The 25,419-nt window shown below is 63.6% G+C and carries 22 protein-coding genes and 1 pseudogene; 10 read left to right on the forward strand and 13 right to left on the reverse strand.

Translation table 11 applies throughout. The annotated features are described in order from the left end of the window. Positions 1–135 precede the first annotated feature (135 nt). Positions 136–264: pseudogene (locus LRQ04_RS20685) on the forward strand (type IV toxin-antitoxin system AbiEi family antitoxin domain-containing protein); the annotation flags it as partial. Positions 265–483: 219 nt separating this feature from the next. Further along, complete coding sequence (locus LRQ04_RS20690) at positions 484–912, forward strand: hypothetical protein (protein ID WP_308194885.1); 429 nt, start codon at positions 484–486, stop codon at positions 910–912. Between the two features lie 125 nt (positions 913–1,037). On the opposite strand, the gene LRQ04_RS01580 is transcribed toward LRQ04_RS20690, so the two are convergent. Genes LRQ04_RS01580 through LRQ04_RS01590 form a run of 3 tightly spaced genes read right to left on the reverse strand, consistent with a single transcriptional unit; the run spans position 1,038 to position 4,284 of the window. Further along, positions 1,038–2,141, reverse strand: coding sequence for a polyprenyl synthetase family protein (locus LRQ04_RS01580; RefSeq protein WP_235517244.1), 1,104 nt, complete (start codon positions 2,139–2,141; stop codon positions 1,038–1,040). A 9-nt stretch (positions 2,142–2,150) separates the two neighbouring features. Continuing rightward, positions 2,151–3,494, reverse strand: a complete 1,344-nt coding sequence (locus LRQ04_RS01585; protein ID WP_235517245.1) for a geranylgeranyl reductase family protein — start codon at positions 3,492–3,494, stop codon at positions 2,151–2,153. A gap of 28 nt (positions 3,495–3,522) precedes the next feature. Next, positions 3,523–4,284, reverse strand: a complete 762-nt coding sequence (locus tag LRQ04_RS01590; protein WP_211711989.1) for a demethylmenaquinone methyltransferase — start codon at positions 4,282–4,284, stop codon at positions 3,523–3,525. 91 nt (positions 4,285–4,375) lie between these two features. Here LRQ04_RS01590 and LRQ04_RS01595 point away from each other — a divergent pair, with 91 nt between their 5' ends. From LRQ04_RS01595 to LRQ04_RS01610, 4 genes are all read left to right on the forward strand, one after another. Beyond that, positions 4,376–5,722 (forward strand): isochorismate synthase MenF, encoded by a 1,347-nt coding sequence (locus LRQ04_RS01595; protein WP_235517246.1) that lies wholly within the window; start codon positions 4,376–4,378, stop codon positions 5,720–5,722. A 158-nt stretch (positions 5,723–5,880) separates the two neighbouring features. Continuing rightward, entirely contained in the window at positions 5,881–6,678 is a 798-nt protein-coding gene (locus LRQ04_RS01600) for an ABC transporter substrate-binding protein (RefSeq protein ID WP_235517247.1), read from the forward strand. An 80-nt stretch (positions 6,679–6,758) separates the two neighbouring features. Next, positions 6,759–7,550: an amino acid ABC transporter permease gene (locus tag LRQ04_RS01605; RefSeq protein WP_211711986.1), complete on the forward strand. Its 792-nt coding sequence runs from the start codon at positions 6,759–6,761 to the stop codon at positions 7,548–7,550. Positions 7,551–7,561: 11 nt separating this feature from the next. Continuing rightward, positions 7,562–8,350, forward strand: coding sequence for an amino acid ABC transporter ATP-binding protein (locus LRQ04_RS01610; protein ID WP_235517248.1), 789 nt, complete (start codon positions 7,562–7,564; stop codon positions 8,348–8,350). Positions 8,351–8,455: 105 nt separating this feature from the next. Here LRQ04_RS01610 and LRQ04_RS01615 read toward each other — a convergent pair whose 3' ends face one another. The 5 genes from LRQ04_RS01615 to LRQ04_RS01635 all read right to left on the reverse strand — a co-directional run bounded on the left by LRQ04_RS01615 (position 8,456) and on the right by LRQ04_RS01635 (position 15,269). Continuing rightward, positions 8,456–9,409: a hypothetical protein gene (locus tag LRQ04_RS01615; RefSeq protein WP_235517249.1), complete on the reverse strand. Its 954-nt coding sequence runs from the start codon at positions 9,407–9,409 to the stop codon at positions 8,456–8,458. 158 nt (positions 9,410–9,567) lie between these two features. Beyond that, positions 9,568–11,262: a 2-succinyl-5-enolpyruvyl-6-hydroxy-3-cyclohexene-1-carboxylic-acid synthase gene (menD, locus tag LRQ04_RS01620; protein WP_235517250.1), complete on the reverse strand. Its 1,695-nt coding sequence runs from the start codon at positions 11,260–11,262 to the stop codon at positions 9,568–9,570. 165 nt (positions 11,263–11,427) lie between these two features. Further along, entirely contained in the window at positions 11,428–13,518 is a 2,091-nt protein-coding gene (locus LRQ04_RS01625; protein WP_235517251.1) for a PhoX family phosphatase, read from the reverse strand. A gap of 77 nt (positions 13,519–13,595) precedes the next feature. Next, a complete protein-coding gene (locus LRQ04_RS01630) occupies positions 13,596–14,615 on the reverse strand; it encodes an o-succinylbenzoate synthase (protein WP_235517252.1) in 1,020 nt (339 codons plus the stop codon). 60 nt (positions 14,616–14,675) lie between these two features. After that, positions 14,676–15,269, reverse strand: a complete 594-nt coding sequence (locus tag LRQ04_RS01635) for a hypothetical protein (RefSeq protein ID WP_235517253.1) — start codon at positions 15,267–15,269, stop codon at positions 14,676–14,678. Positions 15,270–15,372: 103 nt separating this feature from the next. On the opposite strand from LRQ04_RS01635, the gene LRQ04_RS01640 reads away from it, so the two are divergent. After that, the gene (locus LRQ04_RS01640; protein WP_235517254.1) at positions 15,373–16,002 is read left to right on the forward strand and encodes a DUF2510 domain-containing protein; all 630 of its coding nucleotides are present in this window, start codon (positions 15,373–15,375) and stop codon (positions 16,000–16,002) included. Between the two features lie 12 nt (positions 16,003–16,014). Here the strand turns inward: LRQ04_RS01640 and LRQ04_RS01645 are convergent, their stop codons facing one another. Continuing rightward, positions 16,015–16,896 carry a helix-turn-helix transcriptional regulator gene (locus LRQ04_RS01645; RefSeq protein ID WP_235517255.1) on the reverse strand — a complete coding sequence of 294 codons (882 nt, stop codon included), beginning with the start codon at positions 16,894–16,896 and terminating at the stop codon, positions 16,015–16,017. A 137-nt stretch (positions 16,897–17,033) separates the two neighbouring features. Here LRQ04_RS01645 and LRQ04_RS01650 point away from each other — a divergent pair, with 137 nt between their 5' ends. After that, positions 17,034–18,086, forward strand: coding sequence for a LacI family DNA-binding transcriptional regulator (locus LRQ04_RS01650; RefSeq protein WP_235517256.1), 1,053 nt, complete (start codon positions 17,034–17,036; stop codon positions 18,084–18,086). Between the two features lie 100 nt (positions 18,087–18,186). Here LRQ04_RS01650 and LRQ04_RS01655 read toward each other — a convergent pair whose 3' ends face one another. From LRQ04_RS01655 to LRQ04_RS01670, 4 genes are read right to left on the reverse strand one after another with little or no spacing between them, the layout of a single operon-like run. Further along, entirely contained in the window at positions 18,187–19,569 is a 1,383-nt protein-coding gene (locus tag LRQ04_RS01655; protein WP_235517257.1) for a glycoside hydrolase family 32 protein, read from the reverse strand. Positions 19,570–19,597: 28 nt separating this feature from the next. Beyond that, entirely contained in the window at positions 19,598–20,470 is an 873-nt protein-coding gene (locus LRQ04_RS01660) for a carbohydrate ABC transporter permease (protein WP_235517258.1), read from the reverse strand. A gap of 8 nt (positions 20,471–20,478) precedes the next feature. Next, a complete protein-coding gene (locus LRQ04_RS01665) occupies positions 20,479–21,441 on the reverse strand; it encodes a carbohydrate ABC transporter permease (protein ID WP_235517259.1) in 963 nt (320 codons plus the stop codon). After that, positions 21,438–22,856, reverse strand: coding sequence for a sugar ABC transporter substrate-binding protein (locus LRQ04_RS01670; protein ID WP_235517260.1), 1,419 nt, complete (start codon positions 22,854–22,856; stop codon positions 21,438–21,440). The genes LRQ04_RS01665 and LRQ04_RS01670 overlap by 4 nt, the downstream gene beginning before the upstream one ends. A gap of 155 nt (positions 22,857–23,011) precedes the next feature. On the opposite strand from LRQ04_RS01670, the gene LRQ04_RS01675 reads away from it, so the two are divergent. Then, positions 23,012–23,923, forward strand: coding sequence for a phosphatase PAP2 family protein (locus LRQ04_RS01675; RefSeq protein ID WP_255773675.1), 912 nt, complete (start codon positions 23,012–23,014; stop codon positions 23,921–23,923). Between the two features lie 116 nt (positions 23,924–24,039). Continuing rightward, the gene (locus LRQ04_RS01680) at positions 24,040–25,389 is read left to right on the forward strand and encodes an acyltransferase (protein ID WP_235517262.1); all 1,350 of its coding nucleotides are present in this window, start codon (positions 24,040–24,042) and stop codon (positions 25,387–25,389) included. The last annotated feature ends 30 nt before the right edge of the window (positions 25,390–25,419 follow it).

A 25,419-nucleotide genomic window follows, 5' to 3' on the forward strand; every position in this document is an offset into this window, starting at 1 on the left:
AAGCCTGTCACAAGCGCAACTCTTAGCGTCAACGTAAATTCAAAGATGCCGTTGCGTTTTTACGGCCCGGTGTAGTTATCCACATAGGCCGAAAAGCAGGCTTTGGAGAGTCTCCAACGCCGCAACCATAGCCTGATGGACCTCACCCAATTCCTCCGATCCAGACTCGGCGCGGCCAGAACCGCAGACTTGAAGCGGGCCGGGTTCTCTGAACGAACACTGGCATCGGCGTTGAACAACGGGGTGATCACCCGATTGCAGCGAGGCGTCTACGTCACCAAAGGAGCAGACCCCGACGTCGTAGCCGCCTTTCGCGCGAATGGCCGCCTGACCTGTATCTCGGCAGCGAGGTTCTACGGACTTTGGATACTTCGCGAACCAGAAACTTCGCACTTAAGCTGCGGCAACGGTCTGCCCAAGCCGCAGGTTGTTGACCACGCCTGCATGGCCCATCCCCCGCATCCCTATCTACCTGTTGCAGGCGTGGCTGACGTTCTCATTCACGCCCTTCGTTGCCGGCCGGAGCTGGAGTCGCTGGTCATGGTCCAGAGTGCTGTGAGCCAGGCGCTGCTCAGTCCGGATTACCTAAGGTCCAAACTGGCGGGTCCCCGCAATGGCCGGGCGCGGGCTGTTGTGGGGTTGGTCCTTCCCAGGGCAGATTCTTTGCTGGAAGTCCTGGCTCATGTCCACTTCACCAGGGCAGGACTCAGGGTGAAGATGCACGTGCAGCTACCCGGGGTTGGTGAAGTCGACTGCCTGATCAACGATTGCCTGGTGATCGAGCTGGACGGCGGTACCCACGTCCACCATCCGGGGAAGATGGTGGCTGAAGTGCTCATCGTGCTGGGTAACAGGGAAGCCGGGCACTTCGGACCGTCGCGGTGGACACCAAAGTGGGTGCCGGCGTCGTGATTCGACCGTCTGCCGTGGCGATCCAAGCTTCTTTGGAACGAAAACGGCCGCTTTGCAACCCGAAAAGGGTGCAAAGCGGCCGTCAAGCGCCTAAAGCGGGTCAGGAAGCCACAGCACGGAAGAACTTAGCTGCTGCGGTCCACTACAGCGTGGGCGAAGTTCGTCAGCGACGCCTTCACCACGCCTTCCGGCAACGGAGCGAGTGCAGCAACGGCCTCGGCAGACCATTGGCGCGCGATCTTCCAGGACTCACTGGTGACGGGGTGTTCGCGCAGACCTGCAACGGCCTCAGCCAAAGCCGAATCGGAGGACAAGTCGCCGTCGATCAGTTCAAGGAGTTCGGCAGCAGAGGTGTCCCCTGCGGCAGCATCGCGGCGCAGCAACAGCACCGGAAGGGTGGGTACGCCTTCGCGGAGGTCGGTGCCGGGGGATTTTCCGGACTTGACCTTTACCCCGGTGACGTCGATGACGTCGTCGGCAAGCTGGAACGCGACGCCAACCTTTTCACCGTACTCAACCAGCAAATCCTCAAAGGATTCATCGGCACCGGCGAAGATCGCGCCGAGCTGCCCGGAGGCCGCAACCAGGGATCCGGTCTTGTCCGCGATGACGGAAAGGTAGTGCTCCACGGGGTCCTCGTCCTCGCGTGGCCCCACGGTTTCGTGCAATTGGCCCAGGCAGAGGCGTTCGAAAGTCCGGGCCTGGATACCGAGGGCACGAGAGCCGAGTTCGGAGACAAGGATGGAGGCGCGGGCGAAGATGAGGTCGCCGGTGAGGATGGCCACGGAGTTGCCCCAGACCTCGTGTGCTGTGGGAGCCCCGCGACGGAACGGAGCCGAGTCCATGACGTCGTCGTGGTAGAGCGTGGCCAGGTGCGTGAGCTCAACAACCACGGCAGCCTGGACAACCTCCGGGCGCGAAGCATCACCGAGGTGTGCACACAGCAGTGTGAGCAGCGGTCGGATGCGCTTGCCACCGGCTTCCACCAGGTGGCGCGACGTCGCGTCAGCCAAGGGGTCAGAGTTGGAAATGGCTTCGCGAAGCTTCTTCTCCACCCGGGCAAGGTTGTTGGTGATGGCGGGGCCGAGTTCGGCGTCCCCTGCGATGGCAGCGAAACCGGCGGGCAGTTGCAGTCCCGTAGCAATCGCTGTGGTGTTCAGGGAAGGCTCGTTGGAGTCAGGCAGGCCGTGCCCGGCATGCGTCCAACTATGTTCGGCAGAGTTCGTCACGGGTTAACCCTAACTAGTTGTTGCGGAAACCGCGGTGTCGGAGCCGGCTGCGGTGAGCGCGCCGGACGAAGAAGTGTTGGACGTCGCCGGAACCAGCATTTCGAGGACCCGGATCACGCGGTCCTCGAAGCCTTTCGCTGACGGATCGGTGAGGTTCGCGAGCATGCGGACCACGAACCGCATCAGCACCGGAATCGGCATTCCCGTGCGCAGTGCCAGCTTCATGACAGCCGGCTTGCCAATCAAGGAAGCGAAGAGCCGTCCCAGCGTGAAGTGCGATCCCCACTGGTCCCGCACATAGTCCGCGTACCGCGCAAGGTGCGCATCGGCGTCGTGCGTGTTCCAGCCGGCCGAAGCGGAGCGGGAGGACGCATCAATGATGAACTCGGCCGCGAAGCGGGCCGACTCCATGGCGTAGGAAATGCCCTCGCCATTGAAGGGGGACACCATGCCGCCGGCGTCGCCCAGCAGGAGCAGCCCGGGCGAGTAGTGCGGGGTGCGGTTGAAGCCCATGGGCAGCGCGGCACCACGGATCTCCCCCACCTGGTTCTCCGGAGTGAAGCCCCAGTCCGCGGGCATGCCGGCGGTCCATTCGCGCAGGACCTGCTTGTAGTCGAGCTTGCCGAATTGCTTGGAGGAGTTCAGGATGCCAAGGCCAACGTTGGAGGTGCCGTCACCAACACCAAAAACCCAGCCGTAACCGGGCAGCGGCTTGCCTGACTTATCCGGCAGTTCAAGCCAGCCTTCCATCCAGTCGTCCTCGTGCCGCGGCGACGTGAAATAGGTGCGCACGGCAACACCCAGCGGCCGGTCGTCCCGCTTGTGCATACCCAGCGACACGGCGGTCCGCGTGGAGTTACCGTCTGCGGCAAGAACGACGTCGGCATGGAAGTCGCGCGTTTCGCCCGTCTTGCGTCCGGACTCGTCAAGGATGGCGGCACGTACGCCGACGACTCGGCCGTCGTCCGATTTCAGGGCCGACGTGACACTGTGGTGTTCAAGCACGACGGCGCCCGCGGCCTGCGCGTGACGGGCCAGGTCTTCGTCGAAACCGAGACGCGTCCGGATCAGGCCGTACGTGGGAAAGTCGGCGACCTCGGGCCAGGGCAGCTCGATGGTGCGGCCGCCCGCAATGAGGCGGAGGCCCTTGTTCCGGCGCCACCCTTCCTCGACTGCGTGCGGGAGGCCGAGCTTCTGGATTTCCCGGACAGCCCGAGGGGTGAGTCCGTCGCCGCAGACCTTTTCACGGGGGAAGGAGGTCTTTTCCAGCACCGTGACGTCAATGCCCGCCTGGGCGAGGTAATACGCGGCGGTGGACCCGGCCGGGCCCGCGCCAACAATCAGTACTTTCACGTCGTCCTAAATCAGCAGGCAGTACGAGCTAGCCGGCCTGGTGGCGCGGCTTTATCTGGCGGCGAAGCTTGGCTACGGGGACACTTTCGCGGTGCTCGGCGGGCTTCTGCGCGCGGTGCACGGCAACGATGCCGCCGCTGAGGTTGCGGTAAGTAACGTCAGTCCAGCCGGCGTCACTGAGCCACTGGGCCAAGTGGTCCTGGTCCGGCCAGGCACGGATGGACTCGGCGAGGTAGACGTAGGCATCGGGGTTGGAGGAAACCTTGGTGGCGATTGCCGGAAGCGCGCGCATCAAGTACTCCGTATAGAGGTTGCGCCACAGCGGCACGACCGGGTGCGAGAACTCGGCAATGACCAGCCGGCCGCCGGGTTTGGTGACGCGCAGCATTTCCTCGAGGGCCTTGCGCGGTTCAACGACGTTGCGCAGGCCGAAGGAGATGGTGGAGGCATCAAAACTGTTGTCCGCGAACGGCAGGTTGGTGGCGTCACCGGCAATGAAGTCGATGTCCGGACGGCGGCGCTTGCCGACTTTGAGCATGCCCAAGGAGAAGTCGCAGGCTACGACGTCAACGCCGGCGTCTGCGTAGGGTTCGCTGGAGGTACCGGTTCCAGCGGCGAGGTCCAGGACCTTCTGGCCGACCTTGACGTCCATGGCGTCCACCACGATCCGGCGCCACCGCCGGGTCTGCCCCATGGACAGGACGTCATTGACGACGTCGTATTTTGGGGCGACATCATCAAACATCGTCGCAACTTCGTCCGGACGCTTTTCCAAGGATGCTCGGTTCACCCTGTAATTGTCTCAGACATTCCGCCGACTTTGCTGCGCTGTAGAAGTCGGCTCAGATTCTGGCTGCAGGCGGGAGTACTGTTGTTCCATCATGACCAGCACGCTGCGCACCTTGACAGTCCCCCTCGATGTTGAATCATCCTCCGGGGGGCTGCCGTCGTTTCTGGTGCGGGATGACGTTCTCTGCTGGTCCCGCCGCGAGGCCGGCCTGGTGGGCTTCGGTGAGCTGACCCGCTTCAGCGCCACCGGTCCCGAGCGTTTCCTTGAGGCCGATATGTGGTGGCGGCACCTCATTCTTGAGGCCGAAATCACTGACCAGGTGGAGCTGCCAGGCACCGGGCCGGTCGCTTTCGGCTCGTTCGCCTTCTCCAAAACGTCCCCGCACGTCTCGCGCCTGATCCTGCCAGAGCTGGTGGTTGGCATCCGCGACGGCCGCGCCTGGGCCACCCAATTAACGTTCGACGACGGCGACCTCACCGAGGCCGGTGTCCTCGCCTCCGTTGACCACTGGCTGAGCGGCGGCGAGCCGAACGGCGAGGATTCAGCGGCAGGAGGGTCCGGCGTCGGACTCTCACCGGACACTGTTGCCGCGGACGGTTACCTGAGCCACGGTTCGCTCAGCGAAGAAGCCTGGATGCAGGCGGTGGCCGATGGCGTGGAGGAGATCCGCGCCGGCAAGTTGGAGAAGCTTGTGCTGGCCCGCGACGTCGTAGCCACCCTTCCTGACGGCGTCAACGCCGCCGAGGTTCTTCGCCAGCTCGCAGCCAGGTACCGGGAATGCTGGACGTACGGAGTTGATGGCCTGGTGGGCGCCACTCCGGAAATGCTCATTCAGGTGGAAGGCCGCACGGCGCAGGCGCGCGTGCTGGCCGGAACTTTGGACCGTCGCGACGCTGACGGCATGGACGGTTCTCCGATGGAGTACGCCGAGCGGGTGCTGGCCGGTTCGGAGAAGCAGCGGCACGAACACGAGATTGCGATCGACTCCCTGACGCGACAGTTGGCCCCGTTCTCCGAGGCAATGAATTCGCATAGCGAGCCGTTCATCCTGGAGCTGCCCAATGTGTGGCATTTGGCCTCCGACGTAAAAGCGGAATTGGCCGATATCGAGGGACACGTCCCCACGTGCCTGGCCTTGATCAACGCGCTGCATCCAACGGCGGCTGTGTGCGGAACGCCGACGCTGGTAGCAGGGGCATTGATCCGCAAGCTTGAGCACCTGGACCGGGGCCCGTATGCCGGGCCCGTCGGGTGGCTGGATGCTGCGGGAAACGGTGAATGGGGCATCGCGCTTCGCGGGGCAGTCATTGAGGATGCCAACACGGTCCGCCTGTACGCAGGCTGCGGCATTGTGGAGGGTTCGCAACCGGAGGCGGAACTGGCGGAAACGTGGGCCAAATTCCGACCCATGCTTGAGGCGCTGGGTATCCGTCGCTGAATCTGGGATCCCGGACAGCTACTCCCTTTTGGCGGTTGATAAGTGCGTAAACTAGTTATCTAATAGTGAAACTTCGTTTCCTGTGATGCACATCTCATGTTCGGCGCTACACTAAAACCGACTCAGTTCAGCATCCACCGCAACAAAAGGTAAACAACATGCAGATCTCCCGTTCGGTTCTGTCCGGCACCAAGATGGCCGCCGTGCTCGCTGCCGGCGCCTTGGCCTTGACCGCTTGTGGCGGCTCGTCCACTCCGGCAGCCTCCAACGACTCCGGCCTCAAGTTCATCAACGCCGGCAAGCTCACGGTGTGCTCGGATGTTCCCTACGAGCCGTTTGAATTCCAGAAGAACGGCAAGATCGTTGGCTTCGACATGGACATCGCGGCCGAGATTGCCAAGGACACCAAGACCGAGCTCAACGTGGTGGACAGCTCCTTCGAGGCCATCGAGACCGGCACCGCACTGACCGGTTGCGACGTCTCCATCTCCTCTATCTCCATCACCGACGTCCGCAAGAATGTCATGGACTTCTCCAACCCGTACCTGGATGACGACCTGACCCTAGTTGCCACGTCCTCCTCGGGCATCAGCAACATCGACGGCGCAAAGGGCAAGAAGGTTGGCGTGCAGCAGGCCACCACCGGCGCCCAGTACGCCAAGGACAAGGGAATCGACGCCCAGCAGTTCGAAGATTCCGGCCTCCTGGTCCAGGCACTCAAGGCCGGTACCATTGACGCCGCTGTTGGCAACCAGTCCGTCCTCGGCTACGCCATCAAGGATGACTCCAACCTCAAGCGCGTTGAAGACTACGCAACGGGTGAGAAGCTGGGCATCTCCATCAAGAAGGGCAACACGGCCATGGCAGATGCCGTAAACGCCACGCTCAAGCGCCTCACGGACGATGGCTCCATGAAGAAGTTCCAGAGCACCTGGTTCGGCGAAACCTCCAAGTAGCTCCCGACATCCACACAGGTGGGCCCCGAAACTACACGCTGTTTCGGGGCCCACCTGCGCAACACGAATGTGAGAACACCATGGCAATGACTGCACGTCAACGAGCCAAAGTCAGCCTGTACGTCCAAGCCGGAATCTTCGTAGTGGTCCTGGCCGCGGTGATCCTTGCCGTCGACTGGAAGACTGTTGGGAACAGCGTCTTCAACTTCGCCAAGATCGGGCCGATGTTCCCGGACATTTTCCTGGTGGGCCTCAAGAACACCCTTATCTACACGGCGTTGGCCTTCGTAGTGGGTTTGTCAGGCGGCCTTCTGCTTGCCCTGATGAAGCTCTCCTCCTTCCCGCTGTACCGCTGGCTCGCAACGGGCTACATCGAGTTCTTCCGCGGTGTCCCTGCGCTGCTGGTCTTCATCGCCTTCGGCTACGGCGTTCCCCTGGCCTTCGGTGTCCAGTGGGACGTCAACATCGTGGTCATGGTTTCGCTGGGCATGGTGGCATCCGCGTACATCGCTGAAACCCTCCGCGCTGGTCTTCAGGCCGTGCCGAAGGGCCAGATGGAAGCTGCCCGTTCACTGGGCATGCCGCACTGGCGCGCCATGGTTTCGATCGTGATTCCCCAGGCGTTCAAGATCGTCCTGCCCCCGCTGACCAACGAGATCATCCTGCTCACCAAGGACTCCTCGCTGATCTACGTCCTGGGCCTCACAGCTTCCCAGTACGAGCTCACCAAGTTCGGCCGCGATGGCATCTCCAGCCTCGGCGCGGGCCTGACCCCGCTGCTCGTGGCCGGCGCCTTCTACCTGGTCATCACCATCCCCTTGAGCCTCCTGGCACGGAAGTTCGAAAGCCGCTCCGCGCGGACGAAGCGATAGGCAGGACAGTCATGAACGACGTCGTAAACAGCACCGTTCGCGCCGCTGGCGTGGACATCAAGGACCTGCGCAAGTCCTACGGCAGCAACGAGGTCCTCAAGGGCATCTCGCTGACCGTGGAACCGGGCCAGGTGGTTTGCCTGATCGGACCTTCCGGCTCGGGCAAGTCCACGCTCCTGCGCTGCGTCAACCTGTTGGAGCAGCCCAACGCGGGCACCATCAACGTGGGCAAGTTCGAAGCAACGGATCCCGATGTTGACCTGAACAAGATGCGCCAAAGCGTGGGCATGGTGTTCCAGCACTTCAACCTGTTCCCGCACCTCAGCGTGCTGGACAACTGCACCATCTCACAGATGAAGGTCCTCAAGCGCTCCAAGTCCGAGGCCGCCAACGTGGCCCGCCACAACCTGGAGCGCGTGGGGCTGGGCCACTTGGCCGACCGTTTCCCGGACCAGCTCTCCGGCGGCCAGCAGCAGCGTGTCGCAATCGCCAGGGCACTGTCCATGGACCCGCAACTGATGCTCTTCGATGAGCCCACCTCTGCGTTGGACCCCGAGACCGTCGGCGATGTCCTGGCAGTCATGCGCAAACTCGCGCAGGAAGGCATGACCATGTTGGTGGTCACGCACGAGATGGGCTTCGCCCGCGAAGTCGCCGACCGCGTGGTCTTCATGGACGCCGGCGTCGTGGTGGAAGAAGGCCCGGCCGAGCACGTTATCAGTGCTCCTACCCAGCCGCGCACCAAGGAATTCCTGCGCCGCGTACTGGATCCGACACACATCGGCGTCGAGGAAGCGTAACTTTCTGCCCACGCATATACGCTGGCTCCACGCATACTGATTGGTGCCACAGAAACGGGAGGGCGACACCCACATTTGGGTGTCGCCCTCCCGTTTCTGGTTCAGCTACGAATTTGGGTGGCCTGCAGAAGCACGACGGCGGCGGGGAACCCCGGCTGCCTCAAGTGCGCGTTCCAGCTTGCTCACCGACAGGTCGCTCCACACCAGCCGGAACACTCTTCGGCCGGTGGCGCGTATGGCGTCTTCACGGGCCTTCTCTTCGATCACAACCTGGGAAGGCGTACGTCCCTTCAAGTACTCCGGCTTCATGTACTTTTCGCGGCCATCGAATTCTCCAACCAAGCCAACGCTCTTCCAGTAGTAGTCCGTGTACACCGTTCCCCTCATGGTTTTCACCGCATACTGCAGCAGAGGCACCTCGAATCCGAGGACGTGTATCAAGGCCCGGGCATAGGACTCTCCGGGCGAACCAGAGTCTCCGGCACCGAACTCCACCGCCGCCGTGACTCGCCTGTCCGCTGCTTTGGAGTATGTCCCCTTGATGCCGTCCAAGAGTTGCTCCTTGGTTACAGGCTGGGAGTTTCGATTTCTGTTCAGCAGGAAATCCACCGGAACAACGGCCTCGGCAAAGGGAACCGACGCAGCGATGTCCAATACCGTCCGAACCCGGTCCGTGACCAGGAACCCGTTGACCTCCTGGACCTGCTCGCTTCCTTCGACTACTAAGTGCCGTCTCACCCCTGCACGCGAACGGCCACCTCCGGCATAAGTGGTCAGGGCATGGACAGGCTGCTGGCGCAGGATGGTTGGGATTCCATGGATCGACGCCGCCGAGTGATGCGAGAAGATAGTCGGAGCAGCCAAGCACTCCGCTGCCGCTTCTACGTTCAGGGCGTACCTTTCCCAGCTCTCCAGCTTCTGCCATTGCCTGGCATCGACGTAGACACCGTGCCTGATACGAACGAGCTTTCCGGCCCTCGCATCGACGGAAAGTGGCCTGGCATCGCCTCTGAGCATGGTCAGATCCTTGGCAAGGATGAGTTTGGGTAGCCTTCGCATTCCAACAGTCTTCGTCGGACGCTGTTGCACTTCGAGGGAAGAGTTGTCCTATGTGGATAACCACCCGATCGCCACGCGAACTGCCCGGTGCCCGGAAAACGGACTGACGACACCCGAATGTGGGTAGCCTTGGTCAGTTTCGGTGGCTCTCGTCAGTTTCAGTGGCCCACGGCGGCGTTGATGGCTTCCTTGATCCGGGCATGGAGTCCACGCAAGCCCACCCGGTCCACGCGCACCTCCACAATGGTGCGCCCCTTCAGCGGCGACTTCAGCGCTTCGGCAAGTTCCGCCGTCGTGCTTACCGCTCGGTGTCCGACGCCGTAAGCGGCCGCGAGTGCCGCGATGTCCACTGAGTGCGGGGTACCGAAAAGGCGTTCGACGGCGGTGCCGTACGCTCCCGAGTCTTCAACGGCGCCGTGTTCCAGGAGGCTGAAGATGGCTCCGCCGGAATCGTTGAGGACCACGATGCGAAGATCCGGAACTGGTTCGCCGTGGCCGATGAGCAATCCGCCGGCGTCGTGGAGGAACGTGACATCGCCCAGGAGCGCAGTAGTTTCGCGGCCGCTGCCCAGTGCGATTCCCGTGGCTGTGGCGATGGTGCCGTCGATTCCGGCCAAGCCGCGGTTGGCGTAAACCGTTGCGATAGGCGCGGTGTGTGGTTGCCCCGCGAGGTCGACGTCGCGGATGCCGTTGGAGGAGCCGAGGACCAGCTGGCCGCGGGCGTGTTCCCAAACCGCTGCCCCGACGGACGGGCCATTGGCAGCACTCTCCCCCGCCAACACACTGTCCAAGCCATGCTGGGCTGCGGCGGCGGCGAGGAGCCAGGAGTCGAGCCACTCCGCGGAGCCACGGCCCGCGAAATCCGCGAGCTCCGGGAGTGTTTCAATGGGCGTTTCGCGTCGCCGTCCCGCCTCGTACCAGGCAACCGGGACCGGCTGGTAGATCGCGGACTGTACGGACTCACGCGCCAGCAGGGACGCGACGGGACGCGAGAGCGTTGCCCGGCCGAACAGGACCACACGGTCGATCGGGATTGAAGATTCGGGCCCGAAGTGCTGAAGCAGCACGCGATACGGGCCCACTGCATTAGGGCCGAAGCGCGCGTTGGATGATGGCTCTGCAAGCAACGGCAAGCCATGCGCCCTCGCGAAAGCCTCGGCCACGGGCCCGGCATCGTGACCGGCGAGGACCACGGTGCGTCGCTCGGGGAGTTCGCTGGACGCCGCCGGCAGGTCCAGTGCCTGAGGACCGGCGTCGTAATGGAACACGCCGTGTCCCTGCGTTTCCGGGAGGGCGTCGTTGGCGGCTGGAACCAAAGGATCACGGAACGCAAGGTTCAGCTGGACGGGGCCGGGCGGGGTGTCTTCCAGCGCGCCCGTCGCGGCATAAAGTGCAGTGGCAACAGCCTTCTGCGGATCGTCCCCAGCGGGGACGTCGACGGCGAATCGCACGTGCTCGCCGAAAAGGTCCAGTTGGATCGTGGTCTGGTTGGCCCCGGTCCCGTGGAGTTCTTCGGGCCGGTCCGCTGAAATGACAACCACGGGCACGGCCGAATGGTTGGCCTCCATCACGGCCGGAAGAAGGTTGCCCACGGCCGTCCCGGAGGTGGTGACGACAGCGACGGGAGCTTCCGTTGAGAGCGCCAACCCCAGGGCCGTGAATCCGGCGTCGCGTTCGTCGATCCGCACGTGGAGCCGGACCCGTCCCGCAGCTTCGGCTTCCGCGAGGGCGTAGGCCATGGGGGCCGACCGCGAACCCGGCGCCACCACCACATGCCGCACACCGCCGTCGAGCAGCGTAGTTACGGCGATCCGTGCGGCGGCGATGGATGTCAGAGAGTCCTGGGAAGTCACCGCTCCAGTCTATTGGGGCGGTGAGAGAGCGTCCGCCGGAACCGGGCGGGACGTGAGAGAGCGTCCGCCGGAAGGGGGCGGGACGTGAGAGAGCGTCCGTGTGGGAATGCTCCCCCACCCGGAGGCCGGGCGGGAGAGCATTCGTGGTGTTCGGAAAGGTCAGTGCTACTTGCGGAAGACCTGCACGATCGCGGGGCGCGGGGCCCGCACGGCACCGGCCGGAGCGGGGGCGCCTGCAGCAACGTAGTCCGGGAAGTACGAGTGCGGCGCGTCGAACGTGCCTTCCTCGCCCGGGTGCTGGACGGCGACAAACACCGTGCGCTCTTCGTCGTGGACGATCGGGCCACAGGTTTCGGCGTCGCGCGGTACGGCCAGGAACTGCTCCACCTTGCCGCGCTCCGGGCCTTCCAACGTCACCTTGAACAGACCGTCGTTGTAGCCGATGGTGGACGGGGCACCGTCGGTGGAGATCCAGAGGTTGCCCACCGAGTCGAAGGCCACATTGTCGGGGCAGGAGATGGGCGACACCTTATCCGCCGGGAAGCCGGAGAAGTAAGCGGACTTGTTCTTGGCCGGATCGCCCGCAACAAGCAGGAGGGTCCAGTTGAACTTGGTGCCCGTCTGCCCCGGCGCCTCGGTGATCTCCACGATGTGGCCGTCACGGTTCTGGGTACGGGGGTTGACCTCCGTCGCGCCTTCCTTGCCGGCCTTGCCGCGGTCGGAGTTGTTGGTGCAGGCCACGTAGATCTTGCCCGTGAGCAGGCTGGGCTGGACGTCTTCGCAACGGTCCATCTTGGTGGGTCCGACCTTGTCAGCGGCCAGGCGGGTATACACAAGAACCTCGGCCACGGACATACCCGGAACCGCGGAGACGCCACCAACCACCAAGGGCAGCCATTCGCCCGAACCGTCGAAAGTGCCGTCGGCCGGGAGCTTGCCGGTACCGTCGATCTCGGCGGCGGGCGAGTCACCCGTGAAGCGGGCCACATACAGGTCGCCTTCTGAGAGAAGGTTCATGTTGTTCTGGCGGGCAGCCTTCGAATCACCGGGCTGGTACTTGCCCTTGGAGACGAACTTGTAAAGGTAGTCGAAACGCTCGTCATCACCCATGTAGGCAACTACGTGGCCGTCGGGGGCAACGATCACGTTGGCGCCCTCGTGCTTGAACCGACCCATGGCCGAGTGCTTCCTCGGAGTGGATGTGGGATCGAACGGGTCCACTTCCACGATCCAGCCAAAGCGGTTGGTCTCGTTCGCGTATCCGGCGTTGCGGGTGTCGAAGCGGGGCTCGTCCAGCTCCCACTGCCGCGCGGTGGGCTTGGCAGAGAGGCCGTAGCGCTTGTCCGAGTCGCTCGTACCGGGCGCAACGAAGTATCCGTTGAAGTTTTCTTCGCCGGAGAGGATGGTGCCCCACGGGGTGGTGCCGCCGGAGCAGTTTCCGAGCGTGCCCTTGATCCAGCGGCCGGCTGGGTCATCAATGGTCTTGACCAGGTTTGTACCGGCAGCCGGGCCGGTCAGCTCGTAGACGGTGTTGGTGAGGAAGCGGCGGTTCAGGGGTGCGCCTTGGACGTAGCTCCACGGCTTGTTCTTGTTCTTGCGCTCAAGCTCCACCACTGCGAGTCCGTGGGCGGCGCGACCGATGGCACGACCCTCGGCAGCATCGAAGCCGACCGGCAGCATGATGTTTTCGTTGGTGTACTCGTGGTTGGTGAACAGGACAGCGCGGCGATCCTTGGAATCGGGGATCGGAAGGATGTCCGTGTAGTCGTTGTTGTAGCCAAACTGGCGGGCCTGGGCGGCCGCAGTCTGCTTGGTGATGTCGAAGGCCGGCGAGTCGCTGAACAGCGGATCACCCCAGCGGATGATCGGGTTCCAGCCGAACCCCTCAGGGACGGTGAATTCGTCGACGGCGGCGTCGACCGGCTTGATCGCGGTGAACTTGAGCTTGGACTTGTCGAAGCCCTTCTTGGCAGCGTCGGAGAGTCCGTTCCCGGAGTCGGCGACTGCGGCATCGGTGCCGGTCACTGCGCTGCCAAGAACGACGGCGAGTGCACCCGCAGCGCCGAGGCCAAGAGCCGCGCGGCGTGACATGGCCGTGGAGGCGATGTCCCTGAAGTAGCCGTTGGTGCTGGTGTTGCAGACATCGCCAGAGCAGGCGTTGTCGCATTTCAGAGCACACGTGACTGGGCTGCGCTTGCCTTTGGTGTGGCCGAGCATGGGGAGCAGCGGGAACGTGCGTCCGGTGGTTTCAGACATGGGGATGACCTTCCAGAGGGTGTACGGGATTCCCGTTGAGCTTTTCAGCGGAATCCGAATCCGGGAGGTCGCTCGGGTTAAGGCTGGGTGAACAAAGGGTGGTGGTCGCGCGCCAGGACGTCGTGCACCCGTCGGAGCCGGTCCAGCCACCAATCCCGGCGGTCGGCCAAAGCCGCGTACTGCTCCAGCAGTCCGGGATCGGGGTGCGTGTCACGCAACGGTATGGCGCCGTCGTCGGCAACCAACGGATCCAAGGTGACGTCTGAGGCAAACAGGGACACCGTTCCCAGGCCGCAGGCGTAGGGAAGGGACGGAAGGGAAGCTGCGAGCGCGAGCCCGGCCCGGATTCCCACCGAGGTGTCCAGCGCGGAACTGACGACGGCAGGCAGCCCGGCTTGCCCGACGATGTCCAACGCCCGCCTGACTCCCCCGAGCGGTGCTACCTTGACGACAATGAGGTCCGCAGCCCCCGTCTTGGCTACACGGAGGGGGTCATCCTCTTTGCGAACACTTTCGTCGGCGGCGATCAAGACCGGCGTACCTGCGTCGGCAAGACGACGGCGGACCTCGGCCAAACCTTCGATGGTGGGAACGGGTTGCTCGGCGTACTCGAGGCCCTGCGATGACAGCGCCCCAAGCGCCTCCACAGCTTGGTTAACGTTCCATCCACCGTTCGCATCCACCCTGATGGCGGCCTCGGGAAGGGCCCGGCGTACTGCTGCTACCCGCGCGAAGTCGTCGGCCAGTTCCTGTCCCTTCTCGGCGACCTTGATCTTGACAGCATCGACCCGGCCAAAGCGGGCCAGGACGTCCGGTACCTGCTCCGCCCGAACTGCCGGAACTGTGGCGTTAACCGGAATCACATGCCGCAATGGCGAAGGAAACCCCACCCAGCCTGCCTCCACGGCGGCAGCGAGCCAGCGGGAGGACTCTTCGTCGTCGTACTCGGGGAACGGGCAGAACTCGCCCCAGCCGCGAGGTCCCTGAAGCAGCAGGGTTTCGCGCTGCATGATGCCCCGGAACTTCACGCGCATGGGCAGCGACACAACGTGGGCGGAGTCCAGGAGTTCTTCGAGGGCAGGAAGGCTTGCAGGCATAGTGCCACTGTACCGGCGGCTTTGCGGGCCACACGGCGGCAGTTGGTCTATGTGGACATCTCAAACGGCCCAGTAGTTTTGGACAGTTCCAAGGACATCAACCAACCGGGCTCCGGAAAGGACCACAGAGCTTTCGGGTACCCCCAGTTCGTCCCATTTGGCCACGATGCGGATATCACCCTCCACGGGCAGGGGCCATAGCCAGAACTGCGCAGATCCCTCCACTTGCTCATCCCCGGCACTGCCTCCGCCGCCGCCCCGGTGGGTGAGGACCGGCCCTGAGACGTCTTCGGTGTCCTCCAACATTGCCGGCGTGGGATGCGAGGCAATCGCCTTGCTCCCATCGGCGAGCGAGACTCCGACCTTGATTCCCGGCAGTCCCGGACGGCTGAAGCTTTGCTCCAGAATGTCCCGCCATTCCTGGGCCGACTCATCTACGCGTCGCACGGACCACTTGAGGTCCAGCAAACAGCCAGTGGAGTACACCTCCGCCATCTTCAACGCCACCACCACGTGGGCGCTTTGGTACACAAAAGCTCCGATGGGCAGGATGCCCGGCAGCTCGTCCGACGGCGGGCCGAACCATCCGGGCCGGATGGGCTGCGGTTGGCGTGGCCGTTCCGGCAATTCCGGGACGTCGTCGAAGAAGCTCATATTCCATGCTTACACCGCCACGCGGCGCCTGGGGAGGGCCATCTGGCAACTAAGGGACGGCAACCGCGATATTCTCAAAGTCACGACTCAATGCGGGGGAAACATGACTCAATCAATGCCCGGTTCACCAACACCTGCCGGCTGGTATCCGGACCCTTCGGACCCCAGGTTTGTCCGGTGGTGGGACGGCCACGCGTGGACAGCCAACCAGGCCCCGCGCCAGGGGCAGTACCAGCCAGCCTTCACGCCGCAACGCCCGCGGATCAGTGAGGGGACATCTGTTTACAACCCCTTCATCTGGGCTATCACGCTGTTGCCGCTGGTCTCGGTCATCTTCCTGCTGTTCTGGCAGCCGGAGTTCCGGATGATCACCACCCGCAGTGGCGCGACCACTGTGGACCCGTTCTCGATGTATACCCCGGCGTATTTCCTCAGCCTGGGATCGGGTTTCATCGCCTATGGCCTCTCGGTGTTTTTCGCCTATCTGGACCGTCAGCGCCTGCTGAAGTCCGGCGTCGAGCGTCCGTTCCATTGGGCGTGGGCGTTCCTCAACGCCGCTGTGTACGTGATTGGCCGCTCGGTGATCGTCAACAAGGTTGCCCCGAAACGGGGGCTGTGGCCGATCTGGGTCACCATCGCCGTGTTCGTGCTCACCATGGTGGTTGCAGGTATTTGGACGTCCAACATGATGCAGTCCATGTACAACCAGCTCGGCTACTCGGTCACCACGTAGCTCACCCGCAGCTCACAACGTAGCCGTGGTGGCCGCCCAGCTGCTCAGGAGCTTGATGTGTTCCTCGTGGACGGTGCCTGGCTCCGCTGTGTAGACGCTGAGTTCGTTGACGGCCCGAGGCAGGGTGGGCAGGGCGAGGGACTGGTAAGTGAGTTCCAGATACCCCACCACGGGGTGCTGCAACCGCTTCATGCCCTCGTGGCGGAACCGGATATCGTGTGATCCCCAAAGCTCCCTGAATTCGGGGCTCAGGGTGGAGAGCTCGCCCACCAGTTCGCGCAAGGCCCGGTCGTGGGGCTCCCGTCCGGCTTCTGCGCGTAGAAGAGCCGCCGTGGCAGCGGCGCCGGCTTCCCAGTCGATGTAGAAGTCCCGTGACGCCGGATCGAGGAAATGGAAGCGGGCAAAATTGGGGCGGCCATTCGCCGTGGTGGTTTCGCTGGCGAACATCTGAGCGTGCAGCGCCCGTCCCAAGGCGTTGGATGCGACGATGTCCAGGCGGCCATTCCTGATGAACGCCGCGGACATGGTGATGGAGTCCACCATCCATTGGACGGGTGCGGCCACTTCCGTGTCCTTGCGCCTGGGAGCGGAGCGATTCGTGGTCCTGGCCGCTTTGGCGAGCTCGAACAGGTACGTCCGCTCCTCTTCGTTCAGTTGCAACGCCCTGGCCACGGCGTAGAGGACGTCATCCGAAACACCACTGATGTTCCCCTTTTCCAAGCGGGCGTACCACTCCGGGCTGACGCCTGCCAACACGGCTACTTCCTCGCGCCGAAGGCCCGGCACCCGACGCCTGCTGCCCGATGGAAGCCCAACCTGTTCCGGGAGGAGTTTCGCGCGGCGCGTAGCGAGGAAGTCCTTGATGTCGGCACGGTTGTCAGGCAGGTTGTTCATGGATTTACAGTATCGCTGGCCCGCCTCACTATGGGGGCCACAACCTGTACCCCCTATCAACGGAGCCTGTCCCGCAGAACCGAAGCCTCACACGCGTTAGATAGACTTCAGGGAACAGAGCACGGAAGGACGTTCCCATGAACCGCAAGGCCACCGCCCTGGACGTCGCCAAGAGGGCGGGAGTTTCCCGGAGCGCGGTCTCGCTGGTACTGAACGGCCGCGGCGACGGCAATGTGGCCAAGGACAGCCAGGACCGGATCCGCCAGGCGGCCCAGGAACTCAACTACTCCCCCAACGCCATCGCGCTGAGCCTGCGCAACCAGCGGTCCCGGGTCATCGGCATCCTGTCCGACGAGGTGGTGGTCAGCCCCTTCGATGGCAACATCATTGGCGGTGCAGACGACGTCGCCCGGAGCCGCGGTTTTGTCACCGTGGTCATGGACACCGAGAGCGATACTGCCCGGGATGCGAGCGCCATCGAGACACTGTTGGATCGCCAAGTAGACGGGCTCATGTACGTGACGGTGGGATTGAAGCCGATCGAGGTGCCGCAAGGGATGCTTCGTGTCCCGTCGGTCCTGGCAAATTGTTATGACGCCCACCCTGAGCCGCAGCTCCACCATGTCATCCCGGACGAGGTCACCGGCGGCAGGGAGGCAACGGAGCATCTCCTGCAACTGGGCCACACGGATATTGCCCTGCTTGCCGGTTCCTTGGACTCTCCCGCGGCTCCCCTGCGCGTGCAGGGTTACCGGGACGCCTTCGCCACTGCGGGACTCGCAGCGAACGAGGGGCGGATCCACATGGCGGGCTGGGATATCGATGCCGGTTTCCACGGGGCCATGAAACTGCTCGACGGCGTGTCCCCGACTGACCGGCCCACCGCCATCATGTGCGCGAACGACCGCCTGGCCATCGGGGTAGCCCTCGCCGCCGCACGCCTTGGATTGAACGTTCCTGCGGACCTGTCCATCATGGGCTACGACGACGAGACCCGGATCGCCGACACCATGGTCCCCGCCCTCACCACCATGGCCCTGCCGTTGCGGGAGGTAGGGCGCGCGGCGATGACCACGTTGTTGGACGCCCTGGAACGTACCGAAGGCGCGGCGGAGGAAACCACGAAGGAAACCATGGTTCCCTGCCGTCTTGTCATCCGCGAATCCACTGGCCCGGCGCCAACCCGCTGACCTGCCACGTTGTGAGGCCTGCTCTGCACCCCAAAAGGTCGAAATACCCTGTAGAGCGGGCCTCACAACGCAGGTCAGCGAACGACGCCGGCCTGCCGCCTTAGCGCGGCAGCGCCAACTCCCACACGTCGGCAGTCGCGCCCGGGGGCAGGGTGAGCTTCCACGACTCCCCGGGAGCGGGGTAGGCGCGGACCGTCGTAGCCACGCAATCGGTGCGATATACCTCCACGAGGGAGGCGTCGAGGAAGATCCTCAGCTCCTCCCCTTCAGCCAGGGAACCTGAGTAAACCACCTGTGCCGCGGGCCCTGAGCCAAGCACCAGGTCGATGGAACCGGCCGGTGAACCCGAACCCCGCACCAGTACCTCGGCAAACCCGGGCACGGCAACCGATCCTGCAGCACCCATCTCCAGTGCAGCACCACGGTATGCGAGGACCTCAGGCGCAGGGGCGACAACCAAGGAACCATCAACCACGGACAAGACGCGAGGATGTGTCAGCACACCCGACCATCCGGCGTCGTCAATTTCCTCTTGGGTGCGGCCCCGCCGACCGTCGCGCCCGGGCCCCTCGTTGGCCCAGCCCCACAGCAGCGCCGCAGGCGCGCAATCAACAGAACCGGTGGAAAGCTGCAGGATCTGCGGCGCATAGAAGTCCCGTCCGAGATCGGACTTTCCTCCAGTAACGGGAGTGAACACCGGCAGCCCGGTCTCGGGATCCGGGGTGAGCGAGCCGATCAGGTGGCCTACCCCGTTGGCGTGCTCATGGTCGTCCCCGGAGAGCCACAGCGAGAACATCATGACCCATTCCCCCGTCGGCACCTGGACCAGTTGCGGGCACTCCCAGATTTCGGCCGGAGTGTGCTCCCCAGCGACAGGATCAGCCGTGGTCAGCCAGATTCCCTGGTACTTCCAGTCATCGAGGGTATCCACCGTGTACAGCAGCAGGGCAGCTCGACCGTCAGCAAGTCCCGCCCCCTGCATGGCGTATCGGGCGCCGTTGAAGCGAAAGATGAAGGGGTCGCGAACGGCGGTGACAAGAGGATCGGCCGGCATGGAGGCGGCAATATGCCCGTCCTGGGACCAGGTCACCAAGTCCGAGGAACCCCGGGCAATGACCACCTGCGAATGCCCGCCGTGATCCTTGACTCCGGAGTAAGCAGCGGTCGGCACGCCGTCGTCGGAGGTGACCACACCTGTCCAGCAGCCCGCTGAGTCCGGCCCGCCCGGCTGTGGTGACAGCGCCAACGGGTGTTCTTCCCAGCGGACCAGGTCCGGGGAGCTCACGTGGCCCCAGCAGATCTGGGAATGCCGCGCGGACAAGGGGTTGTACTGGAAAAACACGTGGTACCGGCCGTCGATATAGCTGACCCCGTTGGGGTCGTTGATCCATCCTTGCGCCGGACGCGGGTGGAAGCGCGGAAACGCGGAATCCGGATGGGTCGCGGCAAGCGCAAGGGAGGAGATAACAGCAAGGTCCGTCAATGGAAGCCCTTTCAGAGTGAAGAGAAGATTACTTGCCCGTGCCTGCGGTGAGTCCATCCTGCAGCGCGCGCTGGCCGAACATGAACACCACCAGCGCGGGAATCATGGACAGGACAACACCGGCGAGCACCACGGAGATGCTTCCCGTGCCGAGGTTGCCCTGGAGCGAGACAAGGCCCAGTGGCAGGGTGAAGTTCTGTTCCGAGATGGTCATGATCAGTGGCCGGAAGAACTCGTTCCAGTGGAAGTTGAACGCCAGGATGCCCACGATCGCCAAGCCCGGCATGGCCAGCGGCGCGTACACGGAGCGGAAGGTCCGCCACGGCGATGCGCCGTCGATCGCAGCCGCTTCAGCGAGCTCACCCGGCAACCCCATGAAGTACTGGCGCATCAGGAAGGTACCGAACGCCGTCGGGATGGCCGGAATGATCAGCGCGAGCAGTGTGTCGGAAAGCCCCACGCCGCGGATGAGCATGAACACCGGCACGATCGTCACCTGCGCGGGCACCATCATGGTGGCCAGCACAATTGAGAACAGGGCACCCCGCCCCTTGAAGCGAAGGTGCGCGAAGGCGTAGCCGGCCAGCGCCGCCGTCACCATTTGTCCGACGGCGATCAGCCCCGTCACCAGGGCACTGTTCACCACCAGCAGCACGACGTTGAGCTGCTTGAAGACCTGCGTGTAGGAGGTGAGGTCCGGGTTCAGCGGCAGGAACGCGGGCGGAAGTTTGAAGGATTCCGACGGCGGCCGCAGCGAGGTGGACAGCGTCCACAACACCGGACCAAGGACAAAGACGGACGCTATCAGCAGGACGATGATGCGGACGGCCACTGACCAGTCCCGCTTCTTCCGGGTGACTACGGGCGCCGTGGTGGTGACACGTTCTTGAATGGTGGTCATGGCGGGCCTCACTGGTAGAAGACGAATCGTTTGCTGAGCCGGAACTGCGCGGCGGTGATGGCCATGATGATGAGCGTCAGGATCACGCCGATCGCTGAAGCCTGGCCGAACTCGAGCCGCTGGAACGCGGACTCGAAGATCACCATCACCGCTGTCCGCGTCGAGTCGCCGGGACCGCCGCGGGTGAGGACGTAGGGCTGGTCGAACACTTGGAGTGCGTTGATGATGGCCATGACCGAGGCCACCAGTGTGGTGGGACTCAGGAGCGGAAGCGTGACGTAGAAGTGCTTGCGCCATCCGGTAGCACCGTCGATCGACGCGGCCTCGTACGTCTCCACCGGAATGGACGCCAGGCCGCCGATGAACAGCAGGAACGAGAACCCGAAGTTCTGCCACACGTAGACAAGAATCACGACGGCGGCTGACCCGCCTGGCGTCGTCAGCCACGGGACTGCGGGGATTCCAATCAAGGAGAGCAGCCAGTTCACGACGCCGAACTGCTCGTTGAAGAGGTATCGCATGAAAATCGAGACCGACGCCGCGGACAGGATCAGCGGGAAGAAGAAGGCGGACCGGAAGAACACCCTGAGCCAGGCCGGGAGTTTCTCCTGCACCATGATTGCAAGCCCAAGGGCCAAACCCAGCTGCAGCGCCACGGCCACCACCACAAACACGATGGTGTTCACGAATGAGACGCGGACGGTGGGGTCTTGGACTACTTCGGCAAAGTTGTCGAATCCCACGAACGTCGGTGCCGAGATGATGTCCCAGCGGAAGAACGCCAGCGCAATGGAAGCAATGATCGGCAGCAGGGTGAAGATGCCCATGCCCACGATCGTTGGCGCAAGGAAGGCCCATGGGAGCCATCGCTGTTGCACGCGGCCGCGCTTGGACGGCTGGCTGTGCTTGTGGGTTGTTTTGCGTCCCGGTTCGCGTCCCGTCCCAGTGGGCGTGCTGGTTGCGGTGCTCATGGCTGCCTCCTCAAGGCAAGTTCAAGGTCGCGTTGCATGGAGCTGAGGGCGTCTTTGAGTTGGCGCTCGTCGCCGCTGACGGCAAGGCTGACGTTTTTCATCAGGGCGGTCTCGACGGCGGCCTGCTGGGGTGGCGCTGGAATGGGACCTGTGGTGGGGAAACGGTCCAGGGTGTCGTAGAAGACCTTCCAGTTCCGGGGCCCGGTTCCCGAGTAGAGCTGCTCGTTGACCATCGAGCGCCGGGCCGGAGTGGTGTTGGGCGTGGGGAACACGATCTGCATGGCTTCGAGGCTGGAGCTGAACTTCACCCATTCCCAGGCGGCGTCCTTATCCTTGGCGGTCTTCATGATCGCGTACCCGGCCGTACCGAACTGGTGCCGCTGGGACCGCCACTTCGGGAAGAACTGGACGTCGAAGTCGTTCTCTGTCATCCCCGCTTCGTGGAGGCCTTGCACCCAATAGCCGCCTGCCGGCGTCGTACCTATCCTGTTGGAGGCGAACAGGCCGATGAGCGAACTGCCGCCGCCTTCTTCGGGCCGAACACCGAGTCCGTCCTTGACCAGTCCGCGGAGGTAGTCGAAGGATTCGAAAACCCGGGGATCGTCGGCGTTTGGTTCGAGCCATTGGTAGCCGCCGGAGCGGAGGCTTCGGGTGGGGTCGTTGGCGTAGAAGCCGTCCCAGAACCACTCCCCGCCCGGTGACTTGGTCTCTTTGAGGAAGCTGGTGTCGTTGGCGTAGAGCCACGGCACCACTCCGCCGAAGAGACGGTTGGTCCAGTAGTAAGGAGTGAAGTCCTTGGGGTTGGCCTTCTTCATGGCGGCCAGGGTGCTCCGGAAGTCGGTGTGCGTCCAATTGTCGGCGGGCCGCTCGAGTCCGGCTTTAGTGAGCGCCGTGGTGTTGTAGTACATGTTGGCGGCGTTCCAGTCGATGGGGAGCTGGAACAGGCTGCCCTTGTACATGAACGCTTCCACCAGGCTGGGGTGGACGTCCGCAAAGTATTCCTTCATGTCCGCTGCGTCGCGGCGCAAGTACTCGTCCAGCGGGTGGGCCAGTTTTTCCGCGAACAGCTGGGCGCCTTCGGTGGCCACGTAGACCACGTCCGGCGGGGTTCCCGCCGCCACCATGGTGAGGATCTTGGTGAAGAAGTCCTTCCAGTCCACGGCCTGGATGGCTTGGACCTTGACCTTGATTTCGGGGTGCACTTTGGCGAAGGCGTCGATGACCTTCTGGCGGGCTGCGGCGTCTGCGGCCGTGCCCATGATGGCGATACTGAGGCTGTTGTCTCCCCTGCCCGGAATGTCTGCTCCTGTGAGTCGCGGCCACGACGCCGCAGTTACTCCAACAATCCCGGCGCCGAGGGCTGTGAGGGCACTTCTGCGTGTGAATTGACGCAAAGCCCCATTGGTTCCCGACATGTAGATTCCCTTTCCTAACACGTGTTAGGAACACTATGCTCGGTACCTAACACGTGTCAAGCGTCACAGGAATGTTGCACAGGCCTCACCTCGGCCCGCCGCGCCGGAGCACACTTCACATGAGGCGTCCAGTGAATTGTGGCAGTCTTGAGAGAATGAGTTCCCAGCAATTCCGCACCAGCGGGAGGTCAAGCAAACGGCCGATCCAAGCACGCGACGCCGGCGCCGGCACAGGTTTCCTTTTCATCCTGGCCACCATCGCCAGCGTCGTAGGCCTTGCTGCGACCTACTACTTCTTCGTGCGCACCACCATGGGCCAGTTCATTGATGAGTCCGCACTGGTCGAAGCAACCGAGCTGGGTGGAACCGCGGGGCGCGCATCCACCAGCCTGCTGGATATGCTCCCCATGCTCTCCCTGGCCATTGCCACCCTCATGGTCATTTTCGTCACGGTGGCCCGGCGGCGGTGGACTGCTGCGGGAATCGCCGTAGTAGCCTGCATCGGAGCCAACGTGGCCACCCAGATCCTCAAGTTCCTCATTCCAGACAGGCCCGACCGCGGTGTCCAGACACTGGAACTCAACTCGCTCCCTTCTGGCCACACCACCCTTGCCGCTTCTGCGGCTGCCGCCGTCTTCCTCATGGTGTCACCCCGCTGGCGCCCGTTGGCCGGCTTCCTGGGCAGCACCTTCGCAGTAGCCACCGGAGTCTCGACACTCATCAACCAATGGCATCGCCCCGCCGACGTCGTTGCGGCCTTCCTGGTGGTGGGCGCTGTGATGCTCCCAGCGGGTTGGCTCATCCTGCGGACCGGCAGCAGCTGGAACGTGTGGAAGGGATACGGCGAACACTGGGCAGCGTCCCGGATATGGGTATGGCTCACGGTCGCCGCCCTGCTGATCGCCATCGCCGTGGCCGGCTATTCCTTGCTGCAGGTCATGCCTGGCTTGAGCGCCGACAGTACCATCGACTACTTCTGGGCAGGAACAGCGTTCATCGTGATCGCCGGTTACCTCTCAGCCCTGGGCGGCACTTGGCTCTTCGGCCTGGCGGCACGCAAAAGCTAAAGGCCCACCCGCAGCCACTTCTCCAAGTCGATAGATCTACCCATGGCATCCCCGGATTCCTTGCATTACTATTAATCCAATCGTTGGAATAACAGTGCAAGATCCGAGGAGCCTTCATGTCTTCCACCCCCATCGCCAAGCCGCGGACTCAACCCTCCGCCGAGCCGAACGCGGTCCCCGCTTCCCGGGACCTGGTTGTCGACCTCATCCGGGTCGCGTGCATGTTCGCCGTCGTTGCTGTCCACTTGCTCATGATGGGCATCAGCGTGGACGGGTCCGGGATTGGCGTCAAAAATCCGTTGACATCCCTGAGCTGGTTCGCCCAAGGGACGTGGTTCGGCCAGGTCATGCCACTCTTCTTCGTGGTGGGCGGCTTCGCGTCACTGACTTCGTGGCGAAGCCTGCAGCGCCGCGGCGGTGACGCCGGCGACTACCTCCGCAACCGGGTGCTGCGCCTGGTCCGCCCCACGGTTGCCTTGTACGCGTTCCTCGCCGTTGCGTTGTGGAGTGCGACGGCGGCCGGCGTCCCCGGCGATCTACTCACGGTTATCGCTGCGGGCGCCGGAGTTCAGTTGTGGTTCCTGGCCGCATACCTCATCTGCCAAGCCATGGTGCCCACCATGGCCAAACTCCACAGCGTGGCACCCTACCGGACCATTGCGGCGCTGGCCGCGGGCGCCGTCGTCGTCGATGTTTTTCGCCTGGGCTTGGAGCACAATCCCTGGGGCTTCGACTCAAACCCGATCGGGCTGCTGAACATGGTGTTCGTTTGGGGGTTGCTGCAACAACTTGGGTTCTTCTATGCGGACGGATTCTTTGATCGGTTTGCGCGCTGGCAGCTGCTTCTGGGAGCTGTGGTTTGTTACGTTGCGCTGATTCCACTGACCCACGCAGCACCATACCCGGTGGACATGCTGACCAACCAAAACCCGCCGATGTTCCCGCTGATCCTTGTAGGGCTGGCCCATGTCCTCCTGGTCAAGGCCGTGTACCCCATTTTGCAGGGGTTCGTGAGGGTCGGCTGGGTGCAGAAGACCATGTTCGTGGTCGGCAGCAGGGCCATGACCATCTATCTTTGGCACCTCCCGCTGATCATCGCGATGTTTGGCATCGCGCTGCTCCTCCGGCTTCCGTTCCCCGAGCCGGCCAGTGCCGAGTGGTGGTTGAGCCGTCCCCTGTTCTACGTGGCGGCATGGGCGCTGGTGCTTCTGGTGTCCACACCACTGGTCCCGCTGGAGCTTGCCAGCACCGCGCTCACCCACGGTGCGGCCCGGCCCGCGATGTGGCGCATCCTGACGGGGACCGTATTGGCGATGATCCCGCCCTTCGTGGTGATGCGGACAGCGTTGGATACAGTCAACGCGACGTGGGGACTGGTGTTGCTTGTAGTTGCTGTGGCTTTGGTGACAGGCAACGTTCCTGAGCGGGCCTGGAAGTCGCCCCGTCGGGTCGCGATGGTCTCCTGAGCCTCTTTGAAAGCCAAACGGCCGCAGAGC

Origin of the sequence: Paenarthrobacter sp. AR 02, assembly GCF_021538675.1 — a bacterium.
Lineage (GTDB): Bacteria > Actinomycetota > Actinomycetes > Actinomycetales > Micrococcaceae > Arthrobacter.

What these genes read in the sequence shown, in the direction of transcription:
- LRQ04_RS01595 (WP_235517246.1), top strand. Translation starts at nt 4,376, where the DNA reads ATGACCAGCACGCTGCGCACCTTGACAGTCCCCCTCGATGTTGAATCA.
- LRQ04_RS01600 (WP_235517247.1), top strand. Translation starts at nt 5,881, where the DNA reads ATGCAGATCTCCCGTTCGGTTCTGTCCGGCACCAAGATGGCCGCCGTG.
- LRQ04_RS01605 (WP_211711986.1), top strand. Translation starts at nt 6,759, where the DNA reads ATGGCAATGACTGCACGTCAACGAGCCAAAGTCAGCCTGTACGTCCAA.
- LRQ04_RS01610 (WP_235517248.1), top strand. Translation starts at nt 7,562, where the DNA reads ATGAACGACGTCGTAAACAGCACCGTTCGCGCCGCTGGCGTGGACATC.
- LRQ04_RS01615 (WP_235517249.1), bottom strand. Translation starts at nt 9,409, where the DNA reads ATGCGAAGGCTACCCAAACTCATCCTTGCCAAGGATCTGACCATGCTC.
- LRQ04_RS01625 (WP_235517251.1), bottom strand. Translation starts at nt 13,518, where the DNA reads ATGTCTGAAACCACCGGACGCACGTTCCCGCTGCTCCCCATGCTCGGC.
- LRQ04_RS01630 (WP_235517252.1), bottom strand. Translation starts at nt 14,615, where the DNA reads ATGCCTGCAAGCCTTCCTGCCCTCGAAGAACTCCTGGACTCCGCCCAC.
- LRQ04_RS01635 (WP_235517253.1), bottom strand. Translation starts at nt 15,269, where the DNA reads ATGAGCTTCTTCGACGACGTCCCGGAATTGCCGGAACGGCCACGCCAA.
- LRQ04_RS01640 (WP_235517254.1), top strand. Translation starts at nt 15,373, where the DNA reads ATGACTCAATCAATGCCCGGTTCACCAACACCTGCCGGCTGGTATCCG.
- LRQ04_RS01645 (WP_235517255.1), bottom strand. Translation starts at nt 16,896, where the DNA reads ATGAACAACCTGCCTGACAACCGTGCCGACATCAAGGACTTCCTCGCT.
- LRQ04_RS01650 (WP_235517256.1), top strand. Translation starts at nt 17,034, where the DNA reads ATGAACCGCAAGGCCACCGCCCTGGACGTCGCCAAGAGGGCGGGAGTT.
- LRQ04_RS01660 (WP_235517258.1), bottom strand. Translation starts at nt 20,470, where the DNA reads ATGACCACCATTCAAGAACGTGTCACCACCACGGCGCCCGTAGTCACC.
- LRQ04_RS01665 (WP_235517259.1), bottom strand. Translation starts at nt 21,441, where the DNA reads ATGAGCACCGCAACCAGCACGCCCACTGGGACGGGACGCGAACCGGGA.
- LRQ04_RS01670 (WP_235517260.1), bottom strand. Translation starts at nt 22,856, where the DNA reads ATGTCGGGAACCAATGGGGCTTTGCGTCAATTCACACGCAGAAGTGCC.
- LRQ04_RS01675 (WP_255773675.1), top strand. Translation starts at nt 23,012, where the DNA reads ATGAGTTCCCAGCAATTCCGCACCAGCGGGAGGTCAAGCAAACGGCCG.
- LRQ04_RS01680 (WP_235517262.1), top strand. Translation starts at nt 24,040, where the DNA reads ATGTCTTCCACCCCCATCGCCAAGCCGCGGACTCAACCCTCCGCCGAG.